This is a genomic window from Bacillus marinisedimentorum, assembly GCF_001644195.2.
GTDB lineage: Bacteria > Bacillota > Bacilli > Bacillales > Bacillaceae_O > Bacillus_BL > Bacillus_BL marinisedimentorum.
Window position 1 is genome coordinate 39,957 of the sequence record NZ_LWBL02000010.1, and the last position, 6,000, is coordinate 45,956.

Here is a 6,000-nt window from a genome sequence, read left to right on the forward strand (position 1 = left end):
CAATTTTTTCTCAAAATTGCTCTTTCCTCATCTTACTTCCTTGATGGTTTTCCATTTGGAGCAGCCTGTGTGCCGCCGCTGCCAAAATCGCCGTTCCAATCGGAAGACATGATTCATCAATATCAAAAACGGGGGTATGGAGATCTCTGTTCACTCCATCCGGTAACGAACAGCCAAGAAAAAACATGGCCCCTGGTATCTTCTCTGTCATGAATCCGAAATCTTCACCGCCAAGCCCGAACGGACCATATTCGACTTTTAAGTCGGGATAAACCCGGTTAGCAGCTTTCACAATCTCCTTGTTGACAGCCGGATGATTATTCAGTGCCGGCTCCCCTCTTTCAAGCATAAATTCAAAACGCCCCCCTAACGCTTCCACCATTTTAAAAACAGCCTTCACCTCAGATACGAGCTGCTCCCTTGCCTGTGGTGTATAGGACCGCATTGTGCCGGTAATCGAGACCTCATCAGGGATGACATTGCTTGCCGTGCCGGTGTGTATTTTCCCAATACTCATGACGGCCGTTTCCAGCGGCGATATCCGGCGGTTGATGATTCCGTAAAGGACTGGCAGCACGGTTGACAGCATCCAAATCGGGTCCTTTGCAAAGTGAGGATAGCCCGCATGACCGCCGGTGCCGAAAATTTTCGCTTCAAACACATCGATATTGGCCATGCTGAAATGATCGTTCACCTGGATCGTGCCTGGCGGCTGCCACGGGCAAACATGGAGGGCTGCCGCAAAGTCCACACCCTCCAACACGCCTTCTTCAATCATGCGCGGAGCCCCTGATTTGCCTTCCTGATCTGTATCCTCCTCCGCCGGCTGGAAAATAAGTTTGACGGTGCCGTTAAAGCGATTGTTATTCTTATCTTCAACAAGCAGGGACGCGGCACCCAGTAACATGGCGGTATGGGCATCATGGCCGCAGGCATGCATGACACCGTCTTTCACCGACCGGTAATCGTGAAACCCGGCTTCCATGATCGGCAGGGCATCCATATCGGCACGGAGAGCGACTGTTGGCCCTTCCCCTGATGAAATTATCGCAGCCACACCTGTCCCGGCAATCCCTGACTGAATTGAATCGACACCGATCTTTTTCAACTTGTCCGCGATGAAACGCGATGTTTCAACTTCCTTGAAACTCAGCTCAGGATTGGCGTGAATATTTCTCCTCCAGCTGACAAGTGATTCATAAAGCCTGTCAGCCCTCTCTGCCAGTTCATGCCTGCTGCCGGTCACGCGGCTCCCTCCTTTTTCGGGCAATTCCCTATACGGCTGTTCCTTCCTTGACCGCTTTGAAGGCCTGTTCAAGGTCATCAATCAAGTCCTCGATATCTTCAATTCCGGCTGAGTAGCGGATCAGCCCTTCAGGTATCCCCATTGCGGCCCGCTCCTCAGGAGTGCATTCGACATGACTTGTCGTTCTGGATGGCCCGACCGTCGTCTCAACTGCCCCGAGATTTGCCGCCCTATTGGCATACTTCAGTTTTGGAAGAAGGTCACGGACAGTTTCCACACCGCCTTTAACCGCAAAACTCAGCATACCGCCGTAGTTTTTCATCTGTTTTTTCGCTATATCATGGCCTGGATGGGTTGCAAGCCCTGGATAGAATACATCTTCGACAAGATCCTGTTTTTGCAGATATTCCGCTACTTTCATTGCGTTGTCACATTGCTGCCGGACGCGGAGGTGGAGGGTCTTCATCCCGCGCAGAAGCAAATAGGCTGCCATCGGGTCGAGAGTGGCCCCGTTTATTTCACGGTAGTGATAAATTTTTTCAACAAGCTCTTCCTTACCGCAAACGACACCTCCGAGTGCATCGGCATGGCCGCCGAGGAACTTCGTCGCACTGTGGATAACGAGGTCCGCGCCAAGCTCAAGCGGATTCTGGTTGACAGGTGTCGCAAAGGTGTTATCGACAATGACAAGAGCGCCCGCTTCCTGTCCTGCCTTGGCCATCCGTTCAATGTCAGTGATTTTGACTGTAGGATTTGTAGGGCTTTCCAGGTAAAGGATTTTACAGCCTTTTTCCACTTGGCGTTCGATTGCTTCGTGGTCTCCTGTATCACATAACTCCACATCAATGTTCAGTCTCGGCAAAAATTCCGTGAAAATTTTATTCGTGCCGCCGTACGTATCCTTGATCGAGACGATTCTGTCCCCAGGAACGAGGAAGGTGGCAATGGTATTGCTGATTGCCGCCATGCCTGTCGAAAAGCTTGTCGCCGCTTCAGCCCCCTCCAGGGATTTCACCTTATCTTCAAAGGCCTGCACGGTTGGATTCGTGTTTCTTCCATAAATGTGCCCTTCTTTATTGCCGACCGCCACGTCATACCACTCATCCATGTCATCATAGCCGAACGATACGCTGTGGACGACCGGCACCTGTGTCGCGCCGTGGACGAGATACTCTTTTTCGCCGTCCCATACTGATTTGGTTCCGATACTTGGTGATTTTTTCATCATCTCAGCTCCCTATATTAGAATTACATCGGTTCTCCGTGGGCAAGGTCACCTGCTTCAGTGCCGCCAAGCACCATCATTTTCGGAGTGACGATCAACTCGCGCGGAAAATCGGCAAGCACTTCACATCCTTTATCAGTCACCAGGAAGGATTCACTGATTTCGACACCATAGTCGCCGTACCAGACTCCCGGTATCATATGGAATGTCATGTTCGGCTTAAGAACCGTTTTGTCCCCCTGGCGGAGGCTGGCCGTATGCTCGCCCCAATCCGGCGGGTAATTCAGGCCTATTGAATAGCCGATCCGCGAATCTTTCACAATTCCATATTTGGAAATCGTGCTGCGCCACACTTCTTCGACTTCTTCACATGTGACACCGGGCTTCACGAAATCCAGCGCATTATTCAACCCTTCCACGACCACTTTTGACAGGTCATTCACTTTCGGGGATGGCGGCCCGATCGATACGGTCCGGGCAAGTGGGCTGTGATACCGTTTGTAGCAGCCGGCAAGCTCGATAATCACCGAATCTTTATTCCGGTACTTCTGATCCGACCAGGTCAGATGCGGAGTCGACGTGTTCTTTCCGGCCGGAAGCATCGGTACGATTGCCGGATAGTCCCCTCCGAACTCAGGCGTCCCGCTGATCAGCTTGTGATAGATTTCCGCAACGACATCGCACTCCCTGACTCCTTCCGCAATGGCATCAATACCCTTTCTCATCGCCGCTTCCACTATTTTGGCGGCTTTTTTCATGTACTCGATTTCCTGCGGAGACTTGATCATGCGGACATCATTGACCAGCAGGGTCGCATCCTGCCAGTTTGCATCCGGCAGCCCTTTTTTCAACCGTTCAAACGCAAGTGCTGAAAAATAGTACGCGCCCATTTCCACACCTATTCTGCTCCTGCTGTGCCCGATTTGCGCCAAAATTTCGGCGGTAAAGTCCATCGGGTGCTTTGTGGAAGAGTGGACATAATCATCTGTATAAGGAATGATATTCTCATGGTAAAGCCAGGTGGTCGCTTTGGCGCCGTTTGCATCCATTTTCCTGCCGATCCAGAGCGGCTGTTCTTCATCAAGGACCAATACAACCATCTGATCGACATAAAACGACCAGCCGTCATATCCGGATATATAGTTCATGTTGGCAGGATCGGTGATGAGAAGGACATCGATCCCCTTTTCAATCATCCGGCGCTTCGTGCGCTGAATCCTCTCCTGAAATTCCCGGAGTTCGAAAGAGACCACGGGAAATCACTCCCTTCCTGGTTGTTTATTTTTTAAATTTTCAATTAATTTAAATGATAATCGAACTCACTCCTTTGAAACAATCGCAAAATTGTATGAAGTTTCAATTCCCAATTTGTACAATATAGATAAGAAATTTTATTTTTTGGATTTCGGCTTCTCCTCTAAAGGCCGAACCCCGATCGACCAAATTTTGATGCTGAGATCAAGCAAAAACACATCATCCGGATTCACAAGGGAAAGCCCGGTAAGTGACTCGATCTTCCTCAGCCGGTACAGCAGGGATTGGCGATGGAGATTCAGCTCCCTTGCAGTCTGGCTGACATTCCCCTTGTTGCGGTGATAAGCGGCGAACGTGCCGACAAGATCCATTGGCCGCTTTTTATCATATTGGAGAATCGGCGCAATGGTCGACAGGATGATTTCCCGCACTTCACTGTCATCCGAAAGCCTGAGCAGCAGGCGGTTCATCTTTGTATCCTCGTAGTTGACAATGTGCCCCGGGCCCTTTTGCCTTCTGCCGAGATCAAGCGCGGTTTTCGCCTTTTCATAACTTTCCTTGAAAACATGAATCCCATCTTCCTCGTGGCCGATGCCCCATGACAGCAAAACACCAGGCAGGAAGTTTTTCAGGCGCCTTTCAGTAAGATCCAGAAACTGGGTGACTATCTGCGTGCCAAGGGGGGGTGGCGCTTCAAAAAAGATGATGACCCGGTTCTTTTCTGACGTTATCAAAAGCCGCTTCTCCACCAGTTCACCGGCATACACAATTTCGTCCACAGCGTAATACATCATACTTTCAAACCAGTGCCCGTACGATTTGAAATCGGGTTTTGCAGCATCAAACAATTCGGGCAGATTTTCCAGTTCACCGACAATACAAACGTAAGGGAGACTGAGATTGAAGCCGAGCATTTTCCCCCGTGACACCATCCGGTCTTTATCCGGTATATCGCCGCTCGCTATACTCCAGATGAAATCATCCTTCAGCCTCATCTCCGTTTCAGCGATGGCATTGTCTTTTAAAAAAGCCAGAGCCGCAGCAGTTGCGGCATGCTCGATGATGTTCACTCCGGATTCATTAATCTCCGGTTTCCCTTCTGAAAGAAACACAACGAGCCAGCCCTGCATGACAGCTGCAGACTGGATTTTCATTTTCAGTGCCAATACTCCATCCAGGTCAGTTGCTTCAAGTTGCTTTTGGAGCGGATGGGTTTCAAGAAGTTCACTTTGATTCCGGTCAGATTGAGTTTCAGGCTCTAACGGGGAAGTTTCTATGGGATTGATCCCTGTATAGTCGGCTTCCTCCTGTTCCGGCACCGGTTCAAGCCTAGTCATGCCCTTACTTTCGATCTGCGGCAGATTTCCTGCTATTAATCCTGCCAGCACATACCGCTCCCATTTCTCCAGCAAATTACCCGGGCATCCGGCTTTCCCTTTCACTTTTCCGTTCTGATCAGTAATTAAAATGGGGAGACCGAGTTCTTTTCTGGCGAACCTTGAAATATCCGAACAGTCTCCTCCTGAAAGTACAAGCTGCAAAAGCTGCTGCTGCAGTTCCTCTGATCTCTTATATTTTTCCTTCTGATGGCGATCCAGAATATCCATGCAATTTTTCGAGATATCAGCAAAACGGATCTCCCACGGAATTTCGATAATCGGAAACTGATGCTGTTCACCGAACTCGATCACACTCTGTGGTATGTCATAAATATGCCGGCCGGTTGCAAGCCCCAGCAGCGTGGCGCCGGATTCAAACACCTCTTTCACAAAATCACGCAAACACGCTTCACTTTGTCCGCATCCGATTCCCGTGCTGAGCACAAACTCATTTTTCCGGACAAAGTTCTCCACCGGCGTCTCCAGCACAGACACCCATTCAACTTTTTTATCCTTGAGACTATTTTCACCTGCGACAACCCTCGCTGCCTGCATGGCCGGCAGGTTGATGATTTCAGCTGCGGATAGCGGCATGAAGGATCCCCCTGTTTACTTTCAGTATTTTCTGTTAATTATAACACATTGGCGGTCAGGGTCTCTTAGAATAAAGAATACTGGCCAATTAACCACTGCAGATTGGTTTCTTTTTTTATAAAAAGACAATCTATTTTAAAACACGCTCAATCGTTTCACGCCGGATAACCATTTTTTCACACCAAATCAGCGCCTTTTCACGCCGTTCCTGTATAGCTGTGTTGCGTGAGTGTCTTTTCACGCGGGACTCCGTGTTTTTCACGCCAAACTCAGCACATTTCACGCGCACTATCCTGCATTTC

At 49.6% G+C, this 6,000-nt stretch carries 4 protein-coding genes; all 4 read right to left on the reverse strand.

Annotation, left to right across the window (positions count from 1 at the left end; genetic code table 11):
* Window positions 1-10: 10 nt before the first annotated feature.
* The 4 genes from A4U59_RS02900 to A4U59_RS02915 all read right to left on the reverse strand — a co-directional run bounded on the left by A4U59_RS02900 (window position 11) and on the right by A4U59_RS02915 (window position 5,698).
* Complete coding sequence (locus A4U59_RS02900; protein ID WP_066175852.1) at window positions 11-1,246, reverse strand: M20 metallopeptidase family protein; 1,236 nt, start codon at window positions 1,244-1,246, stop codon at window positions 11-13.
* Between the two features lie 28 nt (window positions 1,247-1,274).
* The gene (locus A4U59_RS02905) at window positions 1,275-2,471 is read right to left on the reverse strand and encodes a cystathionine gamma-synthase family protein (protein WP_425388870.1); all 1,197 of its coding nucleotides are present in this window, start codon (window positions 2,469-2,471) and stop codon (window positions 1,275-1,277) included.
* 23 nt (window positions 2,472-2,494) lie between these two features.
* Window positions 2,495-3,724 (reverse strand): M24 family metallopeptidase, encoded by a 1,230-nt coding sequence (locus A4U59_RS02910; RefSeq protein WP_083270623.1) that lies wholly within the window; start codon window positions 3,722-3,724, stop codon window positions 2,495-2,497.
* Window positions 3,725-3,862: 138 nt separating this feature from the next.
* On the reverse strand, window positions 3,863-5,698 hold the full coding sequence (locus A4U59_RS02915; protein WP_066175857.1) for a PucR family transcriptional regulator: 1,836 nt from the start codon (window positions 5,696-5,698) through the stop codon (window positions 3,863-3,865).
* Between the last annotated feature and the right edge of the window lie 302 nt (window positions 5,699-6,000).

Coding starts and splice junctions, on each gene's coding strand:
- A4U59_RS02915 (WP_066175857.1), bottom strand. CDS start 5,698: ATGCCGCTATCCGCAGCTGAAATCATCAACCTGCCGGCCATGCAGGCA.
- A4U59_RS02905 (WP_425388870.1), bottom strand. CDS start 2,471: ATGAAAAAATCACCAAGTATCGGAACCAAATCAGTATGGGACGGCGAA.